Consider the following 24661-nt stretch of genomic DNA (forward strand, 5'->3'; position numbering starts at 1 on the left):
GAGGACTAATTGAATAAAAATTTGAAGTTTATGGTTGAAGGAGCTATAACATTGGCTCTTACAGCTGTATTAAATAGTATTGTTATTTTTAAGATGCCAAGGGGAGGATCTATTTCTTTGGCTGGATATGTTCCTATTTTATTGTTTGGACTTAGATGGGGATTGAAGCCTGGAATTATAATTGGATTAATGTATGGGATTTTAGATAGTTTTGTTGATTCTTATGTTATTCATCCTGTACAATATTTGCTTGATTATCCAGTTGCTTATATGGCGCTTGGACTATCAGGATTAGGATGTAATAAAGATACATTAAGTGGTAAAATTAATTTTAAAATGATTTTAGCATGTATATTTGCAGTTTTAATGAGAGGTGTGGCTGCAATATTAAGTGGTTATGTCTTTTTTAAAGATACTCTTCCTAAGGATATACCAGCATTGTTAGGATCATTCTTGTATAATATAACTTATATAGTTCCTAATGGAATTATTGCTATAGTAGTAATATTGATTTTAATTAAACCTGTATCTAAGGTAAGTAAAAAATGATTGGTTTAATTTGCTGTGCAGGGGAATTATCCGATAAAAACATATTTGAAGAGTATTATGAAAAATCTGATATAAAAATTGCTGTCGATGGTGGTACGAAATATTTTACTACCTACAACAAAGATTTTGATTTTGCAATAGGAGATTTTGATTCGATAAAAGTAGAGGACAAAAACTTCTTAGAGAAAAATGATAAGATTTTTCAAGAATATAATTGCAAGAAGGATTTTACTGATTTTGAAGCGGCAATAAACATTTTGATTGAAAAAAACTGCACAAAAATTTATGCATTTGGTGCTACTGGAACCAGATTGGATCATACTATTTCAAATCTAATTTATTCAAAAAAATGCTTTGATAATGGGATTGAACTTATATTTGTAGGAAACAACAATATAATTAAATTCTTAGGCAAGAGTGTCGAATGTGTTATGAAATACGATTATATTTCTATTATTGTATTATCGAATAATGGAATGAAATTGAAATTAGATGGATTTGAATACGACAGTGATTTATTAGATGTGGATTTCTGCTCGACATTGACTATAAGCAATAAAATTAAAGATAAAAAAGCATATATAGAATTATTAGAGGGGTATGGCCTTTTAATTGATTCTAGAGATTAAAAAAGAGTCGAAATCTCGACTCTTAATTTTATTCTTCTTCTGTTGTTTTGATGAATTGAGGTCTCTCAACTAAACCTGATCTTAAGCATCTAGTGCATACATTGATTCTTTTTGGCTTTCCATCAACTAAAGCTCTTACTTTTCTAATGTTAGGAGCCCAGCTTCTATTTGAAGATCTTAAAGAAAATGATCTATTATTTCCGAAACTTCTTGATTTACCACAAATTTCACATTTTTTGGACATAATTACACCTCCTGGTTCTTTTTCAAATGTCTCTTGATATTATAGCATACTTTAAAACTGAATTTCAAGCTTTTAACGCTAAAATATGTTATAATAATATAGTATTAATATGTAAATTAGAATCTTAAACATTAAAAGAGTATAATATAACTAATGAGTATCACAATATAGGAGGTAATATGACTACTAAAATTGATAACGAATATGGTTCAATATTAATATCAGATAATATCGTTAGAACTATTGCTAGTGAAACAGCTATGACTTGTTATGGAATTGTAGGATTAGCTTATAAAAATTTGTCGGATGGATTTTTAATGTTACTCAATAAAGAAAATATGAGTAAGGGAGTAAAAGTTTACTCAAAAAACAATAAAATCATAATTGATTTGACTGTTGTTTTGGAATATGGTACTAAAATTGCTGTAGTTTGCCAAAATATTATTGATACAGTTAAATATAGTGTAGAAAACAAGACAGGTCTTGAAGTTGAATGTGTTAATGTTCTTGTTCAAGATATGAGAATAAACGAAGAAAAATAGGAGGCACAATGAAAAATGACGCAACACTGTTCAAGAATTGCCTTCTAGCGGGATTTAAGAACTTAGAAAATAAAAGAGAAATTGTAAATAGCTTAAATGTATTTCCTGTGCCTGATGGAGATACTGGTACTAATATGACATTAACAATAAAATCAGCTATTTCTAAAGTAAATAATGTGGCTGATTTGACTATTGCAAATTTGGCTAAAGCTATGAGTGATGGTTCTCTAATGGGAGCTAGAGGTAATTCTGGAGTTATCACTTCTCAAATAATGAGAGGTTTTTATAATGGATTTAAGGATTATACAGAATTTAATATATTTGCATTAAGAGACGGATTTGTCGAAAGTTATAAAACTGCATATAAAGCTGTAATGAAACCTACAGAAGGAACTATTCTTACAGTTTCGAGATGCATGGGAGAGTTTGCTGAACAAAACTATCAAAATTATGAAGATGTAAAAGAATTTTTGACAGATATTATTTCAGAAGGTAATAAGGCACTTCTTAAAACCAAAGAAATGTTACCTGTTTTGAAAGAAGCTGATGTAGTTGATGCTGGTGGCCAAGGATTAATGTTATTTTTGGAAGGAGTATTAAATTACGACAATGAAAAATTAATCTCCGAAACAATAATAGATGAATCTTCTAGAACAATAACAGAAAATACGAACGTAGTATCAGATGAAGAAATTGAATTTGGATATTGTACTGAATTTTTCATAATGACTGATGCAGATGAAAACTCATATAGATCAAAATTAGAAAATTTTGGTGATTGTTTATTAGTTGTAAAAGGTGATGGGGTAATCAAAACTCATATTCATACGAATAATCCTGGAAAAGTTCTAGAAATAGCTATGGAATTGGGAGCTTTAAAAGATATCAAAATAGATAATATGAGGTTGCAACATCAAAACTTGCACTCCACTGAAGAAGAAATAAATAAAGCTTTTGAAAAAACATCAGAACCGGAAAAAGATTTTGGCTTTGTTGTTGTAAGTAGTGGAAAAGGCTTCAGTAAAGTTTTTGAAATGTTGAATGTAGATGAAGTGATTACAGGTGGTCAAACAATGAATCCTTCAACAGAAGATATAGTAAACGCCATTGAGAAATTAAATGCTAAATCAGTATTTGTTTTCCCTAATAATAAAAATATTATATTATCCGCTAATCAAGCAAAACAAATAGTTGACAAGGATGTATATGTTATAGAAACAAAGGCGGTACCACAATCTATCTCTGCACTTTTAGCTTTCAACGAAGAAGCTAGTGCTGAAGATAACTTTAATACTTTTAATGATGTTATATCTACAGTAAAAACTGGTGAAGTTACATTTGCTGTAAAAGATTTAAATATGTCAGATATAAAAGTTAAAAAAGATGATATCATTGGACTAGATCAAAAAAATATAAGAGCCGTTGGAAATGATATTAATAAGGTTTCAATGGATTTATTGAGACAATTAATTCAAAAGGATGATTCTTTAATAACAATTTATTACGGTGAAGGCTGTGATGAAATGATAGCAAATAAGTTAAAGGATAGTTTGGAAGAAGAATATAAGGATATTGATATTGAGGTTGTTGAAGGCTCTCAACCTTTGTATTATTATGTATTCTCAATAGAATAACTCCTTACAAATAATTACAAGTAATAGATCGATTATAATCGGTCTATTACTTGTATGTTTTATTGTAAGGTTTTTTTGTGTGGTGAGTTATGAAACTTTCAGAAATAAAAGGAATTGGTAAGAAAAAATTAGAAGTATTAAATTCTATGGGGGTTTTTAGTGTAGATGATTTGTTGAATTATTTTCCTTATAGATATGAAAATAGATCAATTATCAAAAATATTACAGATACACGTGATGAAGAAAATTGTGTAATAAAAGTTAAGTTCATTTCAAAACCGATTACTAAGTATTTAAGAAAAAATCTAAATTTAACATCAGCTATTGCTTTCGATGAGACATCAAAAATCAATGTTTCTTGGTTTAATCAACCTTTTATTAGAAATCAAATTTTACCAAATACTACTTATTATTTGTATGGAAAGATACAAAGAGTTCAAAATCAATTTAAAATATCATCTCCTATACTAAGCAAGACTTTCGGGGGTAAACTTGGTATAATCTATCCTATTTACAAAGTAAAAAAAGGTATAACAAATAACGATATGATTAAATTTATTGATTTTGCTCTGAAACATTGTATAGATGAAGTTAAAAGTGTTATTCCGTATAGTATGATTAAAAATTATGATATCGAAAACAAAAGAAATGCCATCAAAAACATACACAAACCACTGGACTATGCTCAATTTAAAAGAGCTAGAACAGCACTTGTCCTTGAAGAAGTTATTATAATGCAATTAGCAATGAAATCTATGAAAACTTCAATAAATGATCAAAATTATATTAAGTTTGATACTGATAACAGCGTTGATGAATTCATAAAATCTTTGAAATTTGAACTAACTAAAGGGCAATTAGATGCTATAAGAGATATTGAAAAAGATATGATATCTAAGAAGAGGATGAATAGATTAATTCAAGGTGATGTTGGAAGTGGAAAGACAATTGTTGCTGAAGCAGCCATTATTAAATCTTATTGTAGTGGTTATCAATCAGCTTTTATGGCTCCCACAGATATTTTAGCGACACAGCATTACGAAAGTTTATCGAAAGATTTCTCGAAGTTTGGATTAAAGGTTTGTTTATTAAAGTCTGATTTATCAAAATTAGAAAAAGATTCTGTTTTAGAAGGCATACAATCTGGGTATTTTGATGTTATAGTTGGAACTCATGCAATTATACAGGATTTTGTAGATTTTAAAAACTTAGGTCTTGTAATTACGGATGAGCAACATAGGTTTGGAGTAGGTCAAAGGAAGAAAATATCCGACAAAGGGAAAAATCCAGATGTTCTTGTAATGACTGCAACTCCTATACCAAGAACATTAGCACTTTCTTATTATGGAGATTTGGATATATCAACGATAAATGAAATGCCTAAAGGTCGAAAAATAATTGAAACATACTCTGTTGGGTTTAGTTATGAGAAAAGGATAGCGGCTTTTATAAGAAAACAAATAGAAAATGGATTTCAAGCGTATATTGTGTGTCCATTGATAGAAGAATCAGAAACTTTGGATTTGGAAAATGTAACAGAATTATATAATAGACTTAACAATGAATATTTTTCAGATTTTTCAGTAGGAATGTTACACGGTAAAATGAAATCTTCTGAGAAAGAAGAAGTAATGAAAGACTTTGTAGATGGAAAAACCAAAATATTAGTTTCAACGACTGTTATTGAAGTTGGTGTTAATGTAAAAAAAGCAAATGTAATTGTTATATATAATGCAGAAAGATTTGGACTTTCACAACTTCACCAACTAAGGGGAAGAGTTGGTAGGTCTTCAGATCAATCGTATTGTATTTTGATTAATAATGCTCATTCGGATGAACAAATCGAAAGAATGAATATTATGGTCAAAACAAATAGTGGATTTGAATTATCACAAAAAGATTTAATGATGAGAGGTAGTGGTGATTTACTTGGAACTAGACAATCAGGCATCCCGCTTTTAAACATAGCAGATTTAGAAAAAGACTACGATTTGATTGAAAAAGCGGCATTAATTACCGAATATATACACAAAAATGATTTATGTAAAACCAAAGAATATTTCTATTTGAATGAAGAAATTAATAAATTTGAAGAAAAACTATTAGAAAATGTAATTTTTAATTGAGGTGAGATATGAAGGTTATTTCAGGTAAGATGAGAGGTATGAACTTAAATACCGATTTGGATAGATTTACTAGGCCAACAGAAGGAAAAATAAAAGAAGCTATATTCAGTGTGATTTTTCAAGTGAAGCCTAATTCTAAGGCATTAGATTTATTTGCTGGAAGTGGAGCTGTTGGAATTGAATTTATTAGTCGAGGATGCGATTTAGTGGTATTTAGTGAAGCTTCAAATGATAATATTAAATGCATCAATGACAATATTGAGCATACAAAATCTCAAGATTTCGTGAAAGTATTTAAAGGTGATTTTAAAAAAAATTTATTAAATATCAAAAGACAAAATTTAAAATTTGACTATGTTTTTATTGACCCACCGTATGAAAGATTAAATTATTATGAGGAAGCAATTAAAATGCTTGAAGACAATGAATTATTAAACAAAGATTGTCTTGTAATATTGGAATCTGAAAATGAATTACCAATAGATTATTTTGGGAATTTGGAACTTGAAAAACAAAAACAATATGGCAAAAAGAAGAATGTGTATTTTTTGAGGAATGAAAATGAATAAAACTAAAGTATTATATCCAGGAAGTTTTGATCCAATTACGAATGGACACATGGATATTATTGAAAGAAGTGCAAAAATTTTTGAAGAAGTAAATGTAGCTGTTGTAAAAAACATTCAAAAGAAAAGTACATTTTCTCTTGAACAAAGAGTTTCGATGATTAAAAAATCTTGTAGCCATTTATCTAATGTAAGAGTTCATCAATTTGAAGGATTGACTGTAGATTTTGCAAAACAAATAGGATGTAGTACAATTATAAGGGGACTACGTGCTGTTAGTGATTTTGAATCAGAAATGCAAATGTCTTTGGCTAATAAGAAATTAAATAATGAATTAGAAACATTGTTTTTAGTTGCAGATGGCAAATATGCATTTCTTTCTTCTTCTATAGTGAGAGAGATAGCTTCCTACGGCGCTGATATATCAGAACTTGTTCCTGAAAATATCATTGAAGATATAAAGGATAAATTTAACGATAAATAAATGCTTTATCTTGAATTAATTTGATATTTTTATTATAATAATTGTAAGAATAATTAGCTCAATGCAGGAGGGTTACATGGATATTATTAAGTTAATAGAAGAAATGGAAGACATACTTGATGAAGCATCAACAGTTCCATTTTCTAAAAAAGTTATGGTTGAAAGAGAAGAACTTCTATCAGTTTTAAAAGATATGAGAGAAAATTTACCAGAAGAAATCAAACAAGCTCAATGGACTAATGCTGAAAAGAATAGAATTATTGATGAAGCTAACAGAGAATCTGAAAATATTAGAACTCAAGCTTACAAAGAAGCAGAAAAAATAGACCAAGAAGCTCGAAACAGATTTGAAACAATGGTAAATGAACACGATGTTACTATTGCAGCTCAAAAAAATGCAGAAGAAATTACTTCTCAAGCTGAAAACAATGCTAGACTATTAAAGAGTCAATCTATCCAATATATCGATGAAATGTTGGAAACAACTCAAGACAAATTGAACAATCTATTGGAAGAATTACAAGAAAACAGAAATGAATTAAAAGGTTAATAAAAAGCTTGGTAGTTTTAGATGACTACCAAGCTTTTTTAAGTATTATTTTAATAAATTATCTGCGAATTTTTTGATATCAGCAGTAGAATTTTCGTCTGGTGTATCATAGCAAATTACAGTATCAATAACGTTTAAATTATTTTTCGAACATCTTTCTTTCCAAAAACCCATCCATTCACCGTTGTTCCATTCATAAGAACCAAAGAGAGCAATTTTTTTATCACTTAATGTATTTTCTAAATCAGAAAACATCGGTTCAAATGAAGTATCTTCTAGTTCTTCATCACCCATAGCAGGGCACCCAAAAGCAATGACATCGAAATTGTCTATATCGTAGTTTTTATAATCATCACTAAATACCATTTCGACTTTAGATCCTTTTGACTCACATTCTTCTTTAATAATTTGAGCCATTTTTTCAGTGTTACCAGTTTGAGACCAGTATAAAATTAATAAATTCATAATTTACTCCTTAAAATAATTTATTATATCAAACAAGTTATTTCCTTGTAATGATAATCTTTTTGTTACGAGCTTAGCATAGTCATATTTTTTAAATATATCTTTTGCTTTTTCTACATCAGAATATACTTTCCACTTTCCAGAAATACATTCATTTTTTCCGTTGTAATTGATAAAACCAAGCACATCCTCGTAAGGATACCCTAAGAAAAATCCGATTTCATGAGGAAATTCATTTTCAAGTAATCTTTTCTTTAAAAAATTTATGCTGCTATTAAAATTATCCGCAGGATAACCATAACTTTTCAAAGCATTTTGCAGCCTCTTATCATTATAGTTTTCTATTAAATTGTAATTTATTAAGTACAGCAACAACTTTTTTCTAGTTTGCTTTAAAATAATTAAGCTAAAATTATATTCTGATAATTTTTCGTTTAATTTAAATATGTCTTCAAATATGCTATCTGTATAATCAACATTTATCATATTTGCAAATTTGAGATTACTTAGTGTGGGATAACAATGTTCTAATAATATGTCTTGTAACATAACCACCTCTATAATAAGTATTGATAATTGATATCACAATAAGTATAGCACATGATTTCTGATAAATCAATACTGATTATCAATTAAATTCAAAGAAATTTGTGGTATAATAACTTTGTGCAATAATGATATATGAAGTATCTTGATAATATCGAATGTCTATGTTATATTTTATATATCAACTTAATTGAAATGAGGTGGATAAATGAAGACTATTTTTTCAGTAATTTTAGTTATTGCCAGCATTGTAATAATAATTGCAGTGATGAGTCAAGAAACTAAATCAGAAGGGATGGCAGCGTTAACAGGCGAAACTAATGTCGGTGGACATGGTGGAAGATTAACTAAGGATAACTATATTAACAGAGTTGTTATTGTATCATCAGTTATATTCTTGGTTTCAGCTTTGGCGTTAGCATATATAAAATAATTTAATAGTTGAAAGGAGTAAATCATGGACAATATGTATTACTATTTAGCTATTGCAGCAGGTATTATCGCTTTATTATTTGCTGCAATAAAATTTAGTAGCATAAGTAAAAAAGGTGCTGGTAATGAAAGAATGAGGGAGATATCTGGATTTATTCACGATGGAGCAATGGCTTATCTTTCTCGCCAGTACAAAGCACTTATTATTTTTGTAGTTATAGTATGTGTGATTCTAGGTGTTGCAATCGATTATAAGACAGCAATTTGTTTTTTAGCTGGTGCAATATTTAGTGTACTTGCAGGTTACATCGGTATGCAAGCTGCAACAAAGGCAAACGTTAGGACAGCTAATGCGGCAAAAGAAGAAGGAATGAATGGAGCATTAAACGTAGCATTTTCTGGTGGAGCAGTAATGGGAATGTGCGTTGTTGGATTAGGAATTTTAGGTATAACTCTTTCTTATATTATTTTCCAAGATGCTGAAGTTGTTACTGGATTTAGTTTTGGTGCTTCTTCTATAGCTTTATTTGCCAGAGTTGGTGGAGGTATCTATACAAAAGCAGCTGATGTTGGAGCAGACTTGGTTGGTAAAGTTGAAGCTGGTATTCCTGAAGATGACCCTAGAAACCCTGCAGTAATTGCAGATAATGTTGGGGACAACGTAGGGGATGTTGCTGGTATGGGAGCCGACTTATTTGAATCTTATGCTGGTAGTATCTTATCTGGTATTACATTAGGTTTATTAGCTCACGAAGAAAAGGGAGTATCGTTTGCTATAGCGATAGCAGCAATAGGAGTTATTTCTTCTATTATTGGTGTATTCACAGTTAAAGGAGGAAAAGATCCTCAAAAATCTTTAAATACAGGTACTATTATTAGTTCCATCTTGGCAATAGCTGGATCATTCTTCTTATCAAGAACTATTCTTGGTAGCAATAATGCTTTCTTCTCTGTATTTGCAGGTATACTAGTTGGATTAATTATTTCACAATTTACTGAGTACTACACATCTGAAGACAAAAAACCAGTTCAAAAAATTGCTGAAGAATCTGAAACAGGTTCATCTACAAATATTATTTCTGGTTTGGCTACAGGTATGAAATCAACTACTGGTCCTATAATTATTATAGCTATAGGTATTATAGTTTCTTTCTTTGCATCAAATGGTGCAACTAATCCTACAGAAGGATTATATGGTATTGCTGTAGCGGCTATTGGTATGCTTTCTACTTGTGGAATGACAATAGCAGTTGATGCTTATGGTCCAATAGCTGATAACGCAGGTGGTATCGCTGAGATGTGTGAATTACCTGAAGATGTTAGAAATATTACGGATAAACTAGACTCAGTTGGTAATACTACTGCTGCGATTGGTAAGGGATTCGCGATAGGTAGTGCTGCATTGACAGCTTTAGCTTTGTTTGCATCATATACAGCTGTAGTAGGTTTGAAACAAATTAACGTAACAAGCCCAGAAGTTGTAGCTGGTATGTTCATTGGTGGTATGTTACCATTCTTATTCTCAGCACTTACTATGGATGCTGTAGGAACAGCTGCGAATGATATGATTGTGGAAGTTAGAAGACAATTTAAAGAATTTCCAGGAATTATGGAAGGGACTCAACAACCAGATTATAAAAAATGTGTAGATATATCTACAGGAGCTGCTCTTAGACAAATGATAATTCCAGGTTTATTGGCGGTAATATGTCCTGTAGTTATGGGATTCTTATTAGGTGCAGAAGCATTAGGAGGGCTTTTAGCGGGTTCTCTTGTAACAGGTGTATTGATGGCAATCTTCATGTCCAACAGTGGTGGAGCATGGGATAATGCTAAGAAATATATTGAATCAGGTCAACACGGCGGTAAAGGATCAGATGCTCATAAAGCAGCTGTAGTAGGAGATACCGTTGGTGACCCATTCAAAGATACTTCAGGTCCATCATTAAATATTTTAATTAAATTGATGACAGTTGTATCATTAGTATTTGCACCATTAATTGCTCAATATGGTGGAATAATTCTAAATTTATTCTAGAAGTAAAATATTTTAAGTATTTGATATGTTCGTTGAATTCGAATATAATTAAATCTTTTTAAGCGGAATGTAATCTGTGCATCACAGAAAACATTCCGTTTAATTTTGTTTTATTTTAATTCAAAATTATTGTATAATATTATTATGTATAATTTTAGGAGGATTAAATGGACGAAGTCGGGCCCAATCTTATTGTAGAATTGGTTATTTTATTAATACTTATAGTAATTAATGCTTTTTTTTCAGCAAGTGAAATAGCAATTGTTTCTTGTGATAAAAATAAGCTTAGGGTTATGAGTGATGACGGAAATGAAAAGGCAAAATCTGTTTTAGAACAATTTGAAAAACACACAAAATTTTTGTCTACTATTCAAGTTATATTAACTTATATTGGATTTGTTGCTTCAGCAATATGTGCATCTAGTTTAAGTGTAAGTTTAAGTAAAAAGATGATATTTTTAGGATTAAATAAATCTTTAACTTATTGGATATCAGTGTGTGTTGTACTTATTGTTTTATCGTTTTTGTATATTTTGTTTGGACAATTGATTCCAAAAAGAATTGCTTTGAGTGTGGCGGATTCTTTTGCGTTATTTTCGATTAATGCTGTAAAATTTATTTACTTTATTTTAAAACCATTTGTTTTTTTACTTTCTAAGTCAACAAAATTTATACTGAGTATAATTGGAATTAAAACTTTGAATGTGGAGAGCAAAATTACTGTTGAAGAAATAAAATCAATGGTAGAGGTCGGAAAGGAACAAGGAATTATAAATTCAAATGAAAAAGACATGATTGATGCGGTAATTAATTTCAATGAAAAAACTGCAGAAGAAATCATGACTGCAAGGACAGAGGTTTTTGCAATTGATCTTGAGGATTGTATTGAGGATTATTTGGATAAGTTAATGGAACTTAAATTTTCAAGAATCCCGATATATGAGGGCGATATTGATAATATTCTAGGTATTATATATATTAAAGATTATATGAGTGAAGCATACAAACATGGTTTTAATAATGTTGATTTGAGAAAAATTTTGAAACCTGCTTATTTTATATCTGAAACTAAAAATATTAATGATGTGTTTTCAGATATGAAGAAAAAAAGAATTCACATGTCAATCTTAATAGACGAATATGGTGGTTTTTCTGGGATTGTATCAATGGAAGATTTAATAGAAGAAATTGTTGGTAATATTGAGGACGAGTACGATCACGAAGCTCCTGATATTATTCAAGTAGATAAATTTAATTATATAGTAAAAGGAAGTACATCAATAAAGGAAATTAATTCTTGTATTGGATTAGAAATTGACGAACTTTCAGATGATTATGATACTTTAGGTGGAATGTTAATAAATCAATTAGGATATATACCTGAAGATGGATTTAAAAGAAAAATAGATATAAATCACGTCTTATACAATATTATTTTTGTGGAGGATAAGAGAATAAAAAAGGTAAAAATTACTTTGCCAAAGAACTTTTTTGAATAGGTGATTAAATGATTATTATAAAAAATAAAGATGAAATAGAAAAAATGGATATTTCCGGAAATGTAATTTCAGGAATGCATGAAGCACTAAGGGAATATGTAAAACCTGGATTAACAACTATGCAAGTTAATGATTTTTGCGAAAAGTTTATTAGGAGTAAAGGAGCAATTCCAGCTCAAATCGGATACGAAGGATTTCCTTACGCTACTTGCTGTTCAGTAAATGATGAAATATGTCATGGATATCCGTCCGACTATATCTTAAAATCTGGAGATTTATTAAAAGTAGATACTGTAGTTGAGCTTAATGGATGGATGAGTGATTCATGTTGGAGTTATGCAGTTGGTGAAATTGACGATGAAACTCAAAAACTTATGGCCATTACTAAAGAATGTTTGTATGAAGGCATTAAATTAGCTGTAATTGGAAATAGATTAGGAGATATAGGAGCAAAGATACAATCTATTGCTGAATCTAATGGATATTCTGTAGTTCGCGAATTTACAGGTCATGGAATTGGTAGAGGAATGCATGAAGATCCAATGGTATTACATTACGGAAAGGAACATAGAGGTTTAAGATTGCAAGAAGGAATGGTATTGACCATTGAACCTATGATAAACATGGGAACTCATAAGTTAAAAATTGATAATAATGGCTGGACGGCAAGAACGATAGACGGAAAAAAATCATGTCAATATGAACACACACTAGCTATCACAAAAGATGGTCCAAGAATTTTGACAAAACAACAAGGTCAATAAAAAAATAGAGAAGATATCTTCTCTATTTTTTTATTACTGGAAAATCATAGAAATCATTTACCATTTTTGTTGAATATAATAATCTACTTACTTTAATATCGTATTCGAATAATTGTTTGTATTTATCGGATAACTTCAAAAAATCTCTGTTTAAAGAACAAATTTTGCAATTTTTATTTATAGATGATAAATTGAATCTTTTATTAAAGCCAAGTAGACGAATGGCTTCAATATCTTCAATTAATATATAATCAACAAAATCCTTATTTATGTCTAAAATATAATTAAAAATCAATCTTTTAAGGCGATTTTTAGAGTATTTTTTATTTTTTATATTTTCAAAAAACTCATCATAGCATCCACCAAAGCCTTTTACTAATAGATTATCTAAGCCGCATTCATATCCTGTTATATCATAAAACTCAGAATTTTCAACAAATAGTTTATAGGACAGTATATCCATAATTTTTTGGTTAGAAATAATCGGATAATTTTTTAAGTAATGGTAGGTTAAATTGGGAATATTATCTTTAAAATTATCAAGTGAACTTAAATTATATCTAATAGAAGATGCACTATAGGAAATATTGTCAATGGATTCAGAATTATATTCGCTATTTACCCTTTTAATTGGCAGTATTCTACAATTGGATTTCAATTTGTCTAAAGCTTTCATATACTCTAATGCAAGAATATTATTGGATTTAAAAATTTCTTTAGAATAATTACTATAATTTTTCTTAGAGTAATCGATTATATTTTTATTATAAGAATTCTTTTTATTAGATATGATGTATTTTTTTATTTCATCTTCATTTTCTATAATAAAATCTCTATATGAGATTAGATCTTCAATTTCTGATTCGATTCCAAAAGATATATAATCGCATTTTATAGCGTCTATTATTTTAACGGCATAGCGACTAAAATTTTCAGCTGATTGTAAAGAAAATACAGAAGGAATTTCAATTACACAGTCTATACCGTATTCAAGAGCAATCTTTGTTTTGTAAAACTTATCTAGAATAGAAAACTCACCGCGTTGGACAACATTGCCGCTCATTATTGCTATTATGTTTGCTTGGGGGAAGATGTTTTTTATTTGTTTAATTTGATATAAGTGACCGAAATGAAACGGATTATACTCACATACAATAGCTATATTCATAATTATTAATTCCTTTCATATACTTTTTTCTTATGTTGTATTATAATTGATATTGGAAATATAGTAAATAAAAAGGGGTAGATTTTATGGATATAAGATTTGTAAAGGGCAATATTTTTGAGCTACAAAGCGATGCAATTTTATATTTTATCGAAAATTCACTTCTAGAAGAGAATTCAAAAAAATTGGTTGAAAAAGCAGGAGAAAGAATTTTAGAACCTCTTACAAAAATAAGCGGAATTGAAAAAGGTGAATGTAAAATCATTCCTGGATTTAATATCACATCAGATTATGTGATTTTAGCTAACTTGCCTGATGATTTAAAAAAAAATAATAAAAGTATTTTTAAAAATCTGATTTATAATGTTTTTTGTGAGATGAAAAAATTTGAAATACATTCACTAAACATTGATTATTCTTTTTTAACAGAAAAATATTCTAGTGAATTTGTTAATCTAATAAATGAAGTAATAGATGAAAAATCATTGAGAATTAGCGATTTTCTTGTTTTTATGTGCAAAATATAATAATTGACTTTTAATTAAAAGTACTCTAAAATAATAATATGTCTAATGACGAAAGGTAGTGATTAATATTTTTCCAGAAACTCATAAGAGAATTATTAGAGAAATAAATCAAGATATTAAAGATTCATACGGAATCAATTTGAATATAAAAAAATTAGAATGGGGAGCTGTTAGTCCAGATATTTTACCAAAATATAAGCTAATATCCCATTACAAGGAAGAAAGTATAAATTATATCGTGAAGGAGATTATCACAGTAATTTATCTTTTTCAATTTACAGATTTGACAAGATTAAATTCATTACAAAATAAAATTCTTAGCACAAAACTTGGCGTAATCAGTCATTATTTAAGTGATTATGTATGCCTTCCTCATGCAAAAAGATGGAGATGTAATGAACATCTTAAAGACCATATTAATTATGAAAGAGTTTTAAATAAGTTATCACAAAATCATACATTTGATAAAAAAGCTATCCAAACAAATAGGGTAAACATAGATAATGATGAGTGTGTTATGTTAAAAACATTGGTCAAAAATTACATTGAAGATATAGTAGATGAGTACAACACTTCAACAGAAATGAAACGTGATTTGGACTTTGCATACGGTCTAAATTATTCTATTTTCTGTTTTATTTTTGAAATAATTGAAGTATTCTCTACAGAAAGGTACTACCAAAAGTCATTTGTTTTTTAAATATAATTAGGAGTTTGAGTTATGTATAAAGCTTACAACACGAACAATTTAAAGAAAAAGCTTGAGAAAAAATTTCTTTTTGAAGATGATTTATTAGCTTTATACTTAATGCTTGATATTGTTCAACAAGAAAACAAAATACAACCTTGTTATGTAAAATATAATGCTCTTAATAAAATTTATAATGTCCTAAATAATCATTTGTCATACAGAAATGACAGAGAAAATATAATTAGAGCAATTTTTGATTTGATATCAGAGGATATTAATAAGATTGAATTCACATACTATCTTCAAGCTTATACAGAGGGTTTTAATAATAAAAATATTTGCGATGAACTAGAGTTCTACGCATTGAGACATATTCCGGCATCTACAATAAAAAAATCTGATATTCTACTTCACAATACAGATAATAGAAGTGCAAAGTTTTTAAAAAATAAGATGATTTTATCAATAAAAAACAAATCAAATGCATTTAAAGTACAAGATTCGATAATTGATAATTATTGTGAAAATATATTAAAGGATAAAATATTCAGTATTAACACTAAAATGGATAAACAATTGGTAATTAAATCGATTAACGACAGTGTGGTAATTTCGGAAGAGCGTTTTTTGAATATGTGGCAATTGGAAAATTTGTACAAAAAAATTGTTAAGACATTGAAAACTGTTTTAAATAATTCTATAGAAGATGCATTGTGGTATGGGTTAAATGACAGAGTATTGCAAAGGTATAAGTAGATTGTAAAGAAGAATTTAAATTGTTGTAAAAAAATTTGACAAATCTAATTTAATCGTTTATACTATTAAAGTAATATTTGATACATTAAGCCCAGATAGCTCAGTCGGTAGAGCAAAGGACTGAAAATCCTTGTGTCGCTGGTTCGATTCCGGCTCTGGGCACCAAAATGCGTGCGGAAGTGGCTCAGTGGTAGAGCATCGCCTTGCCAAGGCGAGGGTCGCGAGTTCGAGTCTCGTCTTCCGCTCCATATGGCGACATAGCCAAGTGGTAAGGCAGAGGTCTGCAACACCTTCACCCCCAGTTCAAATCTGGGTGTCGCCTCCAAAGGAAAGTTTTTTATAGACTTTCCTTTTTTTTATATCTTAAGGAGTTATTATGATTTTTGTTGATTTATTAAAAGAAGAATATATTGAAGAAGTATCGGAACTTACATATCAAATAAGAAATAATAGTCTATTTCAAAATAAATTTGATTCTAGCGTAGCAAGAAATAAAAACAGTATCATAAAATCTATGACTAAACAAATACCTAATAAAAATCATTACTTAATTTATGATGAATCTGATTTAATTGGATATTTTGTTATTTGTTGTGAAGGAAAAGAATTAAAAGTTAATGAAATTTTCTTTACGAAGATTAATAAATCAATACTTTTTAAATTTTTTAGGTTTTTAATGGATTATGCACTATCAAATTTATTTGATATAATTAGTTTTGAGTTTAATGGTTATATTTTTGATGAAATTATCAAAGAATATTTGGACGAAGACAATAGGTTAGAATATAGAAGAGAGTTATTCGATGAAAATTATTGCAAATTTGCTATAATTAGTTTTAAGTCTAACGATAGTTTAATCAAATTTTTAAAAGATAATAATTACGTTATTATTTTCAGCTACAATAGTAAGAAAATAGATAAAAAAATTAGAGACCATGTAGATATGCAAATTAGAAAAATAAATGATAACACATATGTCTGTTCGAAAGAATCGTATTCTCATTATAGAGCATATCTTCCAAATTATATAGATTTGTATGTTACAGAGTTTGAAGTAACCGACATATATCCAAAAGATTGTTTATTAAATAATTTTTCTATTAAAAATCATTTAATTTGTAATCAAAAATCTGTGGATCCTGTTATACTTAAGCTTTTGAAAAATAATAAAATAATTAAGGTAAATCAAGGATATTCTAAATGTTCAACTATTGTTTTTAATGATTTTTTGATTACTTGTGATAAATCTATATTTAATAAGGTACAAAAACACAATATTAAGGCTTATTTAATAGATTCTGGAGGTATAGAATTAGAAGGTTATGATACAGGATTTATTGGTGGTACTTGTGGGTATTCTAGAGATTTTGGACTTGTATTCTATGGAAATCTTGAAAAATACAAATTTAAAGATAAACTTATTGGAATTTTAGAAAAAGAAAATATAAAATATTTTTATATAAAAGATGATGATTTTATAGATCGTGGGTCTATATTCTTTAATTAATAGGAGGTCAGTTATGATTCAACCGTCCACGTTACCAGGGATGATGGAGCTTCTTCCTGAAGATCAATTGGTATTCGATACAATTAAAAGAAAAATAGAAGATGTTTTTATTGAAAATGCATTTTTATCAATAGATACACCTGCTATTGAAAAATTAGATGTTTTACTATCTAAAGGTGGAGGAGAAACAAGCAAACAGGTATATAGAATTGACAATAGTAAAAAGAATCAAGGGTTAAGATTCGATTTAACAGTTCCATTGGCAAAATATGTCTCGATGTATATGCAAGATTTAGCATTTCCTTTTAGACGATATCAAATAGGAAAAGTTTATAGGGGAGAACGCAATCAGAAAGGACGCTATAAAGAGTTTTATCAATGTGATATAGATATTATAGGAAAAGAAAAATTAAGCTTATACAATGATGCAGAAATTTTAAAATGTATGTATCAAGCATTAAAGGCTATCGAAGTTCCAGATTTTGAATTTCAATTTAATAATAGAAAACTATTAAATGGATATTTTTCCTATTTAGGAATAGAAGATTTTGAGTCATGTTTGAGAATAATTGATAAATTAGATAAAATAGGAAAAGAAAGTGTTAAAGAAGAACTATCTAAGTTAGACTTGACTGATGAAAATATAAATTCAATTGTAAAATTTCTAGAAATTGATGGAACTAATACAGAAATAATCGAAAAACTTGAATCTATGAATATTGATAATGAATTATTTGTTAATGGTCTTAACGAATTGAAATTTGTATATGAAGATATTCTATCGTTAGGTGTTAATGAAGATAATATAAGAATTAATTTATCAATTACTAGAGGACTTGATTATTATACAGGATCAGTTTTCGAAACATTCTTTAAGGAATATCGAGAAATTGGTTCAATATGTTCTGGCGGCAGGTATGATAATTTAGCAAATAATTTCACTAAAAGCAAATTACCTGGAGTAGGGATGAGTATAGGATTAACTAGATTATTCTATCAACTTCAAGAATTAAATTTGGTTAAAGTACAACATTCTAACTTCGATTGCATCATCATTCCTATGAAAGGATTCGAAAAAAATGCAGTGAAACTGATGAATGATTTGAGAAATTCATCAGTAAAATGTATGAGTTATCTTGAAGATGATAAATTAAAAAAGAAATTTAATTATGCTGACAAATTATCCGTAAAATATGTTATAATAATAGGACAGGATGAAGTTGAGCAAAATAAATTTACTTTACGAAACATGGAAAATGGTAATCAAGAATTATTAGAGCTTAACCAAATCATAGAAAAGTTAAAATAAGGTGATGAAAAATCCCAGTAGGTATATTAGAACTTTCAGAGAGAGTAAAACTTGGGCTGAAATTTTACTTAAGAGATCAATATGCTGAATACTAATTTGGAGCCAATTGTTAAATGAGAAAAAATTAGGGTGGAACCACGAGACACTTGTCCCTATCGGGATTAGGGTCTCTTTTTTATTAGGAGGTATTTATGTTTGAAGTAAAATTAAAAGATGGATCTGTTAAAGAGTTTGACGGAGAAATAAGTTTATTGGATGTTTGCAAATCAATATCTGAAGGATTAGCAAGAGACTGTGTCGGAGCAGTTGTAGATGGTAAAATTATGGGATTAATGGAAACTATTGATTCTGACTGTGAAGTTCAATTTGTAAAATTCGATGATGAAGAAGGAAAACAAGTTTTCTGGCATACTTCATCACACTTAATGGCTTATGCAATTCAAAGATTGTATCCGGGTACAAAATTTGCAATAGGTCCTTCAATTGATTCTGGATTTTATTATGATTTAGATACAGATCATAAATTTGTTCCAGAAGATTTAGAAAAAATTGAAGCTGAAATGAAAAAAATAGTAAAGGAAAATCCTCAATTAGTAAGAGTTGAAATTTCAAGAGAAGAAGCTTTAGAAAGATTTAAAAAAGAAGGACAAGATTACAAGGTTGATTTGATTGAAAATCTCGATGAAGATGCTACAATCACATTATATGAAATGGGAGATTTCGTTGATTTATGTAGAGGGCCACACCTATTAGAAGTTAAAAATATAAAAGCATTTAAATTGTTATCTATAGCAGGTGCATATTGGAGAGGCGATGAAAACAATAAAATGCTTCAAAGAATTTATGGAATTTCTTTCCCTAAAAAGAAATTATTAGATGAATATTTGGAAAGAATGGAAGAAGCAAAGAAAAGAGACCACAGAAAAATAGGTAAAGAAATGGGATTATTCTCAATTCAAGAAGAAGGTCCAGGTTTCCCATTCTTCCATCCAAATGGAATGGTTGTTTTAAATGAACTAGAAAAATTCTTAAAAGAACAACTTTTGGAAAGAGGATATGGTCAAATTAAAACTCCATTGATTTTGAATGAAGATTTGTGGCATCAATCAGGTCACTGGGATCACTACAAAGAAAATATGTATTTTACTCAAATAGATGGTGATGATTATGCTATTAAACCAATGAACTGTCCTGGATCTATCTTAGTATACAAAGACGAATTACACAGCTATAGGGAACTTCCAATTAAAGTTGCCGAATTAGGTCAAGTTCATCGTCATGAATTATCAGGTGCATTACACGGCTTATTCAGAGTAAGAACTTTCGTACAAGATGATGCACACGTATTCTGCTTACCTGAACAAATAGAAGAAGAAGTAACTAATATTATTGATTTCTGTGATTTTATCTATTCTAAGTTTGGATTTAAATATGAAGTTGAATTATCAACTCGTCCAGAAGATTCGATGGGTTCTGATGAAGATTGGGAATTAGCGATTAATTCATTAAAAAGTGCATTAGAACATAAAGGTCTTCCATATAAAATTAATGAAGGCGATGGTGCCTTCTATGGACCTAAAATAGATTTCCACTTGGAAGATGCAATCGGAAGAACTTGGCAATGTGGAACAATTCAATTAGACTTCCAAATGCCAGAAAGATTCGATATGACATATATTGCTAGCGATGGATCTAAAAAACGTCCAGCAATGATTCATAGAGCTATCTTAGGTAGTGAAGAAAGATTTATGGGTATATTAATTGAACACTATGCAGGAAAATTCCCATTATGGTTGTCACCAGTTCAAGTAGAAATTCTTCCTATTAGCGATAAGTTTAATGATTATGCATACGAATTACAACAAAAAATGAAAGCCAGAGGATTAAGAGTTAAAGTAGACGACAGAAGTGAAAAGATAGGTTTAAAAATAAGAGAGTCTCAATTAAAGAAAGTTAACTATTCATTAATTATTGGTCAAAACGAAATTGACAACAATGAAGTATCTGTAAGAAAGAGAGATCTTGGAGATGTTGGTTCTAAAAATACAGATGAATTTATTGATGAATTAGTAGATGAATACCAAAATAGAAAATAAGTCTATAAACAAGGATTATTTTTTAACATAAAATTTGCTCTGAATTTTCAGAGCAAATTTTTAATAAGGAGGCAAAATGTACAAGAAATTTTATTGGTTTCTAAAATATTACAAACGCAAATTAATTCTTGCCATTACTTTTCTTCTATTAAGTGACCTTGTTGGATTGATTCCACCATATATTACTGGAAAATTGACAGATAGAGTATTAAATAATTCAATAGAATTGAAACCTTTTTTATTAATACTTTTGATAGATGTTCTAGTGATTGTTGTTAAATATTTTTTTGCAATGGGTTGGTGCTATTACACATTTAGAGCATCTAACGAAATAGATTATGTTACAAGAAATAGATTAATGGATAAATATTTGAATGAATCTATGAAATTTTTTCAAACTTTTAAAACGGGTGAATTAATGAATAGGGCTACTGGAGATGTAAATAGTCTAAGTGATTTGATGGGATTTGGAACACTTACATTTTTTGATTCTACTGTTTTTCCTTTATTTATTATAATTATAATGATGGTAGTAGTAGATGTTCGTCTTACACTTGTTTCGGTAATACCACTACCAATTTTGGCATTTCTATGTCTAAAAATAGGAAAGAAAATCCACGAAAAATATTCTATAGTACAATCTACATTTGATAAATTAAATAACAGTGTTTTAGAAGATGTTGAAGGTATTAGAATAATCAGGGTTTTTGGAATAAAAGATTCTAGATATTTTTCTTTTAGAAATAGATCCAAAATGTTAGTTCAAAAAAACATGGATGTAGTAAAATATAGAGCTTTAATGGCTCCTTTTCAAAGGATAATTCCAGCAATAACTTTTGTTATAGCGATTGGATATGGAACTGTTTTAATTAGTAAAAACCAAATCTCTGTCGGACAATTAGTGTCATTCACTTATTATTTAAATATGTTGATTTGGCCAATGTACGCATTAGGAAACTTCATAAATGTATATCAGCAGGCAGATGCATCAATGGATAGAATTGATAATATTTTAGACTATGAAGATGAATTGGATTTAAACAAAGATTACAAAGATGTCAATGATATTAAAAGTATCAAATTTGAAAATTATAGTTTCAAATATCCGTATACAAAAGAATACGCACTTAAAGATATTTCATTTGAATTTAGAAAAAATATGAGAGTGGCTATTGTAGGAAAAACAGGTTCAGGTAAGTCTACTATTCTTAAACAATTATTATTCTTATATCCAAGACAAGATGAGTTTAAAATAAACGATAAATACACTAATTTGATAAATTTAGAATCTGCTAGGGAAAACATAGCTTATGTATCTCAAAAAAGCATGATTTTTTCTGATACTATTAAGAATAATATTAAGTTATCAAAAATAGGTGCAACTGACGAAGAAATTATAAATGTTTCAAAAAGTGCGGATATTTATAAAGATATAGTGAATTTTCCAGATAGTTTTGACACTTTATGTGGTGAAAATGGACTATCTTTATCAGGAGGACAAAAACAAAGAATTTCCTTAGCAAGAGCTTTACTAAAAGATTCTAATTTAGTGGTTCTTGATGACTGCTTAAGTGCATTAGACACAAAAACAGAGAAAAATATATTAAGAGAATTAAAAAAACTTAACAAAACAGTTGTTTTATCAACTCATAGATTAAATCAAATTGATGATTTTGATTTAATAGTTGTACTTCAAGATGGTAGAATAAGTGAAATGGGTACTCATGAAGAATTGATGAAAAATAAACAGTGGTATTACAATCAATATAACATTCAATTAGTAAGAGGTAGATATGAAGAGTAAATTAAGAAATAAATTTGTATCAGAAAAACTAAAAGTGTATTCCATTAAACAATCAAAAGAATTAATCATTGGTTTTGTATTCTCGTTACTAAGAACTGCAATGGAAATTCTTGGTCCCATTGTAATAGGATTTGTGCTAAATGAATATATCGCAAAAAATAAAATAGTTGGTAATTTTTCAACAATTGTAAAGTATTTGGCTATTTACTTAGTAATTTATGTAGCTTGTGGAATCTTCAGTAATCTAAGTATGATTTATTTTGAACTAGCAGCGAATAATGTAACCTACTTTGTTCAAAATGATATTTACAAGCATATTAATGAATTGCCAATTGAATATTTTGATAATTTAGCAGCAGGGAGTATAGTTTCTAGGATTACTAATGATACTATGAGATTAAAAATTATGTTTCAATTAATATTAGCAGATATTACAACAGCTGTGATTATGATAATTGCTATATATATAATGATGGTTGTGACGAACTTAAAAGTTTCTTTAATGCTTTTGATTTTATTCCCGTTGGTTTTCTTTATATTCTATGATTATAGATTTAAATCTGCAAAACATAACAAAAGAATTAGACATTTGGTTAGTAAAATTAATGCTAGTATTAATGAAAATATTAATAATATGGAAATAATTCAAGCATTAAATGTAAAAGAGACTATAAAAGAAAAATTTGATAAAATAAACAAAGAAATTTTTGATAATAATATAGCTCTAACTAAATTGAGAAGTTATGGGGGATACAGAGCAATTGATATAATAGGATTATTATCTACAGTTATAATATTGTTTTATTTTGGTTACGGTCAAATTACAAAAAGCTATCCTGTAACAGTTGGAGGATTGTACATTATTATTGATTATACTTCTAAAATATTTTCAAACGTTAGCGTAATAGTAACAAGATTTGGCGATATGGAACAAGCCTATGCATCAGCAAGTCATATATTTGATATAATGAAATTAGACAAAATTGAAAAGTCTGAAGGTGTAATTGAAAACGTAGATGGAAACATTGAATTTAAAAATATTTATTTTGCTTATGATAAAAATGACGTATTAAAAGACATTTCATTTAAAATACCTAAATCTACAAGTGCTGCTTTTGTTGGAACTACTGGAAGTGGAAAATCAACTATATTAAATTTAATTTTAAAATTTTACGATGTTAAAAGTGGAGAGATTTTAATAGATGGAGAAAATATCAATAATTTAAATGAAGATATTTTAAGAGAAAACTTTGCTGTAGTGTTGCAAGATCCGTTTCTATTTGAAACTACACTAAAAGAGAATATTACACTAGATAAACAGTATAGCGATGAAGAGGTAATTAAAGCGTTAGAAGAATTAGGATGCTATACATTGCTTAAAAAAGGGTTGAATGAGCCTATTAAAGAAAAAGGTTCTAATCTTTCTCAGGGAGAAAGACAGTTGATTTCTTTTGCTAGAGCATATATTAGAAATCCAAAAATTTTAATTCTTGATGAAGCGACATCAAATATAGATACAGAAACAGAGCAAATAATTCAAAAACCTTTAGAAAAATTAAAATACTCAAGAACTACATTGATTGTTGCTCATAGATTATCTACAATAAGAAATGTAGATAAAATTTTCGCATTATCTAATGGTAAAATAATAGAAAGTGGAACTCATGAAGAATTATTATCAAAAGAAGGGTTCTACAAGCAAATGTACGAGGAACAATCATCTATTTAAAGGGGG

Annotated in this window: 24 protein-coding genes and 3 tRNA genes; 23 read left to right on the forward strand and 4 right to left on the reverse strand. The window is 28.6% G+C overall.

What is annotated here, in order from left to right:
• Positions 1–9 precede the first annotated feature (9 nt).
• Together thiT and ACLUJM_RS00140 are read left to right on the forward strand one after the other, a co-directional pair.
• Positions 10–549 carry an energy-coupled thiamine transporter ThiT gene (gene thiT / locus ACLUJM_RS00135; RefSeq protein WP_294685910.1) on the forward strand — a complete coding sequence of 180 codons (540 nt, stop codon included), beginning with the start codon at positions 10–12 and terminating at the stop codon, positions 547–549.
• Positions 546–1178, forward strand: coding sequence for a thiamine diphosphokinase (locus tag ACLUJM_RS00140; protein WP_294685909.1), 633 nt, complete (start codon positions 546–548; stop codon positions 1176–1178). Before thiT ends, ACLUJM_RS00140 begins: the two co-directional genes overlap by 4 nt.
• Before the next feature lie 28 nt (positions 1179–1206).
• Here ACLUJM_RS00140 and rpmB read toward each other — a convergent pair whose 3' ends face one another.
• Entirely contained in the window at positions 1207–1422 is a 216-nt protein-coding gene (rpmB, locus tag ACLUJM_RS00145; protein WP_294685908.1) for a 50S ribosomal protein L28, read from the reverse strand.
• Positions 1423–1601: 179 nt separating this feature from the next.
• Here rpmB and ACLUJM_RS00150 point away from each other — a divergent pair, with 179 nt between their 5' ends.
• The 6 genes from ACLUJM_RS00150 (at position 1602) to ACLUJM_RS00175 (ending at position 7324) form a co-directional block, all read left to right on the forward strand.
• Positions 1602–1964 carry an Asp23/Gls24 family envelope stress response protein gene (locus tag ACLUJM_RS00150; RefSeq protein WP_294685907.1) on the forward strand — a complete coding sequence of 121 codons (363 nt, stop codon included), beginning with the start codon at positions 1602–1604 and terminating at the stop codon, positions 1962–1964.
• A gap of 8 nt (positions 1965–1972) precedes the next feature.
• Positions 1973–3598 carry a DAK2 domain-containing protein gene (locus ACLUJM_RS00155; RefSeq protein WP_412411816.1) on the forward strand — a complete coding sequence of 542 codons (1626 nt, stop codon included), beginning with the start codon at positions 1973–1975 and terminating at the stop codon, positions 3596–3598.
• A gap of 89 nt (positions 3599–3687) precedes the next feature.
• On the forward strand, positions 3688–5724 hold the full coding sequence (gene recG / locus ACLUJM_RS00160; protein ID WP_412411817.1) for an ATP-dependent DNA helicase RecG: 2037 nt from the start codon (positions 3688–3690) through the stop codon (positions 5722–5724).
• A gap of 8 nt (positions 5725–5732) precedes the next feature.
• Positions 5733–6293 carry a 16S rRNA (guanine(966)-N(2))-methyltransferase RsmD gene (rsmD, locus tag ACLUJM_RS00165; protein WP_412411818.1) on the forward strand — a complete coding sequence of 187 codons (561 nt, stop codon included), beginning with the start codon at positions 5733–5735 and terminating at the stop codon, positions 6291–6293.
• Entirely contained in the window at positions 6286–6774 is a 489-nt protein-coding gene (gene coaD, locus ACLUJM_RS00170; RefSeq protein WP_094224630.1) for a pantetheine-phosphate adenylyltransferase, read from the forward strand. Before rsmD ends, coaD begins: the two co-directional genes overlap by 8 nt.
• 76 nt (positions 6775–6850) lie before the next feature.
• Positions 6851–7324, forward strand: a complete 474-nt coding sequence (locus tag ACLUJM_RS00175; RefSeq protein ID WP_035109473.1) for a hypothetical protein — start codon at positions 6851–6853, stop codon at positions 7322–7324.
• A 45-nt stretch (positions 7325–7369) separates the two neighbouring features.
• Here ACLUJM_RS00175 and ACLUJM_RS00180 read toward each other — a convergent pair whose 3' ends face one another.
• Entirely contained in the window at positions 7370–7789 is a 420-nt protein-coding gene (locus ACLUJM_RS00180; protein WP_094205602.1) for a flavodoxin, read from the reverse strand.
• 3 nt (positions 7790–7792) lie between these two features.
• Entirely contained in the window at positions 7793–8338 is a 546-nt protein-coding gene (locus ACLUJM_RS00185) for a DUF3793 family protein (RefSeq protein ID WP_094208538.1), read from the reverse strand.
• Positions 8339–8543: 205 nt separating this feature from the next.
• Between ACLUJM_RS00185 and secG the strand changes: the two genes are divergently transcribed.
• The 4 genes from secG (at position 8544) to map (ending at position 13068) form a co-directional block, all read left to right on the forward strand.
• Entirely contained in the window at positions 8544–8768 is a 225-nt protein-coding gene (gene secG / locus ACLUJM_RS00190; RefSeq protein WP_002836307.1) for a preprotein translocase subunit SecG, read from the forward strand.
• A 24-nt stretch (positions 8769–8792) separates the two neighbouring features.
• Positions 8793–10805 (forward strand): sodium-translocating pyrophosphatase, encoded by a 2013-nt coding sequence (locus ACLUJM_RS00195; RefSeq protein ID WP_412411819.1) that lies wholly within the window; start codon positions 8793–8795, stop codon positions 10803–10805.
• 167 nt (positions 10806–10972) lie between these two features.
• On the forward strand, positions 10973–12304 hold the full coding sequence (locus ACLUJM_RS00200) for a hemolysin family protein (protein WP_412411820.1): 1332 nt from the start codon (positions 10973–10975) through the stop codon (positions 12302–12304).
• Between the two features lie 8 nt (positions 12305–12312).
• Positions 12313–13068 carry a type I methionyl aminopeptidase gene (map, locus tag ACLUJM_RS00205; protein WP_412411821.1) on the forward strand — a complete coding sequence of 252 codons (756 nt, stop codon included), beginning with the start codon at positions 12313–12315 and terminating at the stop codon, positions 13066–13068.
• Between the two features lie 22 nt (positions 13069–13090).
• Here map and ACLUJM_RS00210 read toward each other — a convergent pair whose 3' ends face one another.
• On the reverse strand, positions 13091–14236 hold the full coding sequence (locus ACLUJM_RS00210; RefSeq protein WP_412411822.1) for a nucleotidyltransferase family protein: 1146 nt from the start codon (positions 14234–14236) through the stop codon (positions 13091–13093).
• Between the two features lie 86 nt (positions 14237–14322).
• On the opposite strand from ACLUJM_RS00210, the gene ACLUJM_RS00215 reads away from it, so the two are divergent.
• The 11 genes from ACLUJM_RS00215 (at position 14323) to ACLUJM_RS00265 (ending at position 24655) form a co-directional block, all read left to right on the forward strand.
• A complete protein-coding gene (locus tag ACLUJM_RS00215; RefSeq protein WP_294685318.1) occupies positions 14323–14763 on the forward strand; it encodes a hypothetical protein in 441 nt (146 codons plus the stop codon).
• 58 nt (positions 14764–14821) lie between these two features.
• Positions 14822–15463 carry a zinc dependent phospholipase C family protein gene (locus tag ACLUJM_RS00220; RefSeq protein ID WP_294685317.1) on the forward strand — a complete coding sequence of 214 codons (642 nt, stop codon included), beginning with the start codon at positions 14822–14824 and terminating at the stop codon, positions 15461–15463.
• A gap of 21 nt (positions 15464–15484) precedes the next feature.
• Positions 15485–16210 carry a hypothetical protein gene (locus ACLUJM_RS00225; RefSeq protein ID WP_412411823.1) on the forward strand — a complete coding sequence of 242 codons (726 nt, stop codon included), beginning with the start codon at positions 15485–15487 and terminating at the stop codon, positions 16208–16210.
• 89 nt (positions 16211–16299) lie between these two features.
• Positions 16300–16375, forward strand: a tRNA-Phe gene (locus tag ACLUJM_RS00230).
• An 8-nt stretch (positions 16376–16383) separates the two neighbouring features.
• Positions 16384–16458 (forward strand) — tRNA-Gly (locus ACLUJM_RS00235).
• Between the two features lie 3 nt (positions 16459–16461).
• Positions 16462–16535, forward strand: a tRNA-Cys gene (locus ACLUJM_RS00240).
• A gap of 51 nt (positions 16536–16586) precedes the next feature.
• Positions 16587–17717, forward strand: coding sequence for a DUF6873 family GME fold protein (locus tag ACLUJM_RS00245; RefSeq protein WP_412411824.1), 1131 nt, complete (start codon positions 16587–16589; stop codon positions 17715–17717).
• 13 nt (positions 17718–17730) lie between these two features.
• On the forward strand, positions 17731–19026 hold the full coding sequence (gene hisS / locus ACLUJM_RS00250) for a histidine--tRNA ligase (protein WP_412411825.1): 1296 nt from the start codon (positions 17731–17733) through the stop codon (positions 19024–19026).
• Between the two features lie 191 nt (positions 19027–19217).
• The gene (gene thrS, locus ACLUJM_RS00255) at positions 19218–21122 is read left to right on the forward strand and encodes a threonine--tRNA ligase (RefSeq protein ID WP_412411826.1); all 1905 of its coding nucleotides are present in this window, start codon (positions 19218–19220) and stop codon (positions 21120–21122) included.
• Between the two features lie 76 nt (positions 21123–21198).
• Complete coding sequence (locus tag ACLUJM_RS00260; protein WP_412411827.1) at positions 21199–22926, forward strand: ABC transporter ATP-binding protein; 1728 nt, start codon at positions 21199–21201, stop codon at positions 22924–22926.
• Positions 22916–24655 carry an ABC transporter ATP-binding protein gene (locus tag ACLUJM_RS00265; RefSeq protein ID WP_412411828.1) on the forward strand — a complete coding sequence of 580 codons (1740 nt, stop codon included), beginning with the start codon at positions 22916–22918 and terminating at the stop codon, positions 24653–24655. Before ACLUJM_RS00260 ends, ACLUJM_RS00265 begins: the two co-directional genes overlap by 11 nt.
• Positions 24656–24661 lie beyond the last annotated feature (6 nt).

The sequence above is a fragment of the Finegoldia sp. genome (genome assembly GCF_046991905.1).
GTDB lineage: Bacteria > Bacillota > Clostridia > Tissierellales > Peptoniphilaceae > Finegoldia.

Coding starts and splice junctions, on each gene's coding strand:
- ACLUJM_RS00140 (WP_294685909.1), top strand. CDS start 546: ATGATTGGTTTAATTTGCTGTGCAGGGGAATTATCCGATAAAAACATA.
- rpmB (WP_294685908.1), bottom strand. CDS start 1,422: ATGTCCAAAAAATGTGAAATTTGTGGTAAATCAAGAAGTTTCGGAAAT.
- ACLUJM_RS00150 (WP_294685907.1), top strand. CDS start 1,602: ATGACTACTAAAATTGATAACGAATATGGTTCAATATTAATATCAGAT.
- ACLUJM_RS00155 (WP_412411816.1), top strand. CDS start 1,973: ATGAAAAATGACGCAACACTGTTCAAGAATTGCCTTCTAGCGGGATTT.
- recG (WP_412411817.1), top strand. CDS start 3,688: ATGAAACTTTCAGAAATAAAAGGAATTGGTAAGAAAAAATTAGAAGTA.
- rsmD (WP_412411818.1), top strand. CDS start 5,733: ATGAAGGTTATTTCAGGTAAGATGAGAGGTATGAACTTAAATACCGAT.
- coaD (WP_094224630.1), top strand. CDS start 6,286: ATGAATAAAACTAAAGTATTATATCCAGGAAGTTTTGATCCAATTACG.
- ACLUJM_RS00175 (WP_035109473.1), top strand. CDS start 6,851: ATGGATATTATTAAGTTAATAGAAGAAATGGAAGACATACTTGATGAA.
- ACLUJM_RS00180 (WP_094205602.1), bottom strand. CDS start 7,789: ATGAATTTATTAATTTTATACTGGTCTCAAACTGGTAACACTGAAAAA.
- ACLUJM_RS00185 (WP_094208538.1), bottom strand. CDS start 8,338: ATGTTACAAGACATATTATTAGAACATTGTTATCCCACACTAAGTAAT.
- secG (WP_002836307.1), top strand. CDS start 8,544: ATGAAGACTATTTTTTCAGTAATTTTAGTTATTGCCAGCATTGTAATA.
- ACLUJM_RS00195 (WP_412411819.1), top strand. CDS start 8,793: ATGGACAATATGTATTACTATTTAGCTATTGCAGCAGGTATTATCGCT.
- ACLUJM_RS00200 (WP_412411820.1), top strand. CDS start 10,973: ATGGACGAAGTCGGGCCCAATCTTATTGTAGAATTGGTTATTTTATTA.
- map (WP_412411821.1), top strand. CDS start 12,313: ATGATTATTATAAAAAATAAAGATGAAATAGAAAAAATGGATATTTCC.
- ACLUJM_RS00210 (WP_412411822.1), bottom strand. CDS start 14,236: ATGAATATAGCTATTGTATGTGAGTATAATCCGTTTCATTTCGGTCAC.
- ACLUJM_RS00215 (WP_294685318.1), top strand. CDS start 14,323: ATGGATATAAGATTTGTAAAGGGCAATATTTTTGAGCTACAAAGCGAT.
- ACLUJM_RS00225 (WP_412411823.1), top strand. CDS start 15,485: ATGTATAAAGCTTACAACACGAACAATTTAAAGAAAAAGCTTGAGAAA.
- ACLUJM_RS00245 (WP_412411824.1), top strand. CDS start 16,587: ATGATTTTTGTTGATTTATTAAAAGAAGAATATATTGAAGAAGTATCG.
- hisS (WP_412411825.1), top strand. CDS start 17,731: ATGATTCAACCGTCCACGTTACCAGGGATGATGGAGCTTCTTCCTGAA.
- thrS (WP_412411826.1), top strand. CDS start 19,218: ATGTTTGAAGTAAAATTAAAAGATGGATCTGTTAAAGAGTTTGACGGA.
- ACLUJM_RS00260 (WP_412411827.1), top strand. CDS start 21,199: ATGTACAAGAAATTTTATTGGTTTCTAAAATATTACAAACGCAAATTA.
- ACLUJM_RS00265 (WP_412411828.1), top strand. CDS start 22,916: ATGAAGAGTAAATTAAGAAATAAATTTGTATCAGAAAAACTAAAAGTG.